The following is a 2,369-nucleotide window of genomic DNA, read 5'->3' on the forward strand; positions in this document are numbered from 1 at the left end:
GCTGGATTCATTCGAGAAAGGGATCGTCTTCTCTGCTGGCGCGTTCGTGTCGGCAATCGTCGCAGTACGTATTGGTATCGGGCTCTATCACCGTCCCGACAACCCACGCGATTTAACCCCGGGGAGAAAAGACGAGGAAAACTCATGAGCTCCTTTTACTGATTACCAATGCGGTTATCTGTTCTGCGATAGCAATCCGCGTCGGAACCTTCCGGCGTAATGGATCGCAACACCGCCGGTGGGGTGGGTGGATAGCCTACTTCCTTATCGTGGCATCAGCCAGCATCCCCGTCCGCGCAGCATATGCAATCTGGTATCACACACCAATGGCCGCTGATTTATCAGAGGTAATCATCAATGCTGTCATGCTTGCCGCCGTTCTGAAGACGCACGGTAACGTCGTGCAGATATTCAAAATATCGAGGTCTCAACATGGACATTAACCAGTTCCGGCGTGCTGCCGGTATTACTGAGCAACTGGCCGCGCGCTGGTACCCACATATCACCGCTGCCATGAATGAATTTGGCATTACTAAGCCAGATGACCAGGCGATGTTTATTGCGCAGGTCGGGCATGAGTCAGGAGGGTTTACCCGGTTACAGGAAAACTTCAATTACAGCGTTAACGGGCTGTCAGGTTTCATCCGCGCCGGACGCATCACGCCGGACCAGGCCAACGCGCTGGGCAGAAAAACATATGAGAAGTCTCTGCCTCTGGAACGCCAGCGCGCGATCGCCAATCTGGTGTACAGCAAGCGCATGGGCAACAACGGACCTGGCGATGGATGGAATTACCGTGGGCGCGGGCTTATTCAGATCACCGGTCTGAACAACTACCGGGATTGCGGCAACGGGCTGAAGGTTGATCTGGTAGCTCAGCCTGAACTGCTGGCGCAGGATGAATACGCGGCCCGTAGCGCGGCGTGGTTCTTCGCCAGTAAAGGTTGCATGAAATATACCGGCGATTTGGTGCGCATCACGCAGATCATTAACGGTGGCCAGAACGGTATCGACGACCGGCGTGCGCGGTACATCACTGCCAGCAAGGTGCTCTCATGAAAAGACTACTTTCTTTACTTATCCCAAGATGGGAGACAGATACTGTTGCCCTGCAGGAGACTGAGCGAGGATTGGAGATCGTTTGCAGTTATTCAGACATTGAACCTGGAGAGTGGTTTGATGGGATGTGTGAGCTGAAAACTTTCACATGGCTGAACTGGTCATGGCCTTATGGCGAGCCAATTAACGTTCGCCGTTTTCAGCCAAAGGTAAGCCTATGATCTGGGCATTCGTCAAAGCGTACTGGAAACAGTTGTTTATCGTGGCGATGCTTGCTGCTCTGGTGGTGGGTGGCATTGTTGCCTGGAATGTTCACGGTGATCGGCAGTATGCCGCCGGGTATGCGCAAGCGCAGGCAGACCAGAAACAGGCTGATGATAAGGCCAGGTCACAACGTGATCAGGAGAAAACACAAATTGAACGTGAAGCACAATCCCGTATCGATGTGGCGCGTGTTGATGCTGAGCATGCTAATAACGCTGCTGACGGCCTGCGCGCCGAGCTTGACAAAACCAAGCGACTCGCCGAACACTATACCGGATCTTTCCCCACTGGCACGCCAGCCAGCAAGGTCATCGGTGTGCTCGCCGACATGCTTGAAGAAAGCAACCGATCTTACATCGCAGCAGCAGAAGAGGCTGAGCGATATCGGTCTGCAGGACTCACATGCGAGCGACAGTACGACTCCCTGAAAGCGGGGTACTGATTTTCTGTGACGGTATATAAAACGGTATGAAAAATTTCGTTTATTTAAAAGTTGTTGCCAGTCAATTGCTTATGGTGTCCGTAAATAATTGAGTGGGAATGATTAACAGCTAACTCATAGCAACTCATTCCTATTCAGATACTAATTCAACCCTCTGTTTTTGCAGAGGGTTTTTGTTTTTATGTATTCATTTCTATTCACTCTACACCATATTTTTTGGCGGTACAGGTGACGGTATTACCTTAAAGGTATACTCTCATACCGTCATGAAAATGGTTTCTATACGGGTGAATTGTGCTTACCGATACAAAATTAAAGAACCTCAAGCCACAGGACAAACTGTACAAAGTTTCCGATCGTGACGGGCTGTATGTAGCTGTGCTTACGTCAGGTACGGTCTCGTTTCGCTATGACTACCGTATCAACGGTCGCCGCGAAACACTGGTAATCGGGCAGTATGGGCGTGACGGTATCAGCCTGGCAGAAGCGCGAGAAGAACTGATTGCTGCAAAGAAGCTGCTTAAAGCAGGCCAGTCACCGGCTGCGGCTAAACGTGACGGTATCAAAAAGATTCGTGGTGCCGAGACGTTTACGGTACATACCG

4 protein-coding genes and 1 pseudogene are annotated in these 2,369 nt (G+C 51.1%); all 5 read left to right on the top strand.

Annotation, left to right across the window (positions count from 1 at the left end):
* Window positions 1-148: pseudogene (locus AZI87_RS18460) on the top strand (putative holin); the annotation flags it as partial.
* Between the two features lie 10 nt (window positions 149-158).
* Complete coding sequence (locus AZI87_RS18450) at window positions 159-443, top strand: phage holin family protein (protein WP_081112287.1); 285 nt, start codon at window positions 159-161, stop codon at window positions 441-443.
* Complete coding sequence (locus tag AZI87_RS17925) at window positions 433-1,059, top strand: glycoside hydrolase family 19 protein (protein ID WP_063209893.1); 627 nt, start codon at window positions 433-435, stop codon at window positions 1,057-1,059. The genes AZI87_RS18450 and AZI87_RS17925 overlap by 11 nt, the downstream gene beginning before the upstream one ends.
* 217 nt (window positions 1,060-1,276) lie before the next feature.
* Window positions 1,277-1,765, top strand: coding sequence for a DUF2514 family protein (locus tag AZI87_RS17935; protein WP_063209897.1), 489 nt, complete (start codon window positions 1,277-1,279; stop codon window positions 1,763-1,765).
* Between the two features lie 294 nt (window positions 1,766-2,059).
* On the top strand, window positions 2,060-2,369 hold a 310-nt coding region (locus AZI87_RS17940), incomplete at its 3' end, for an Arm DNA-binding domain-containing protein (RefSeq protein WP_155722622.1).

The organism is Bdellovibrio bacteriovorus (assembly GCF_001592745.1).
Classification (GTDB): Bacteria; Bdellovibrionota; Bdellovibrionia; order Bdellovibrionales; family Bdellovibrionaceae; genus Bdellovibrio; species Bdellovibrio bacteriovorus_B.

Excerpts from the sequence above, each read along its gene's own strand:
- AZI87_RS17925 (WP_063209893.1), top strand. The coding sequence starts at position 433 with ATGGACATTAACCAGTTCCGGCGTGCTGCCGGTATTACTGAGCAACTG.
- AZI87_RS17935 (WP_063209897.1), top strand. The coding sequence starts at position 1,277 with ATGATCTGGGCATTCGTCAAAGCGTACTGGAAACAGTTGTTTATCGTG.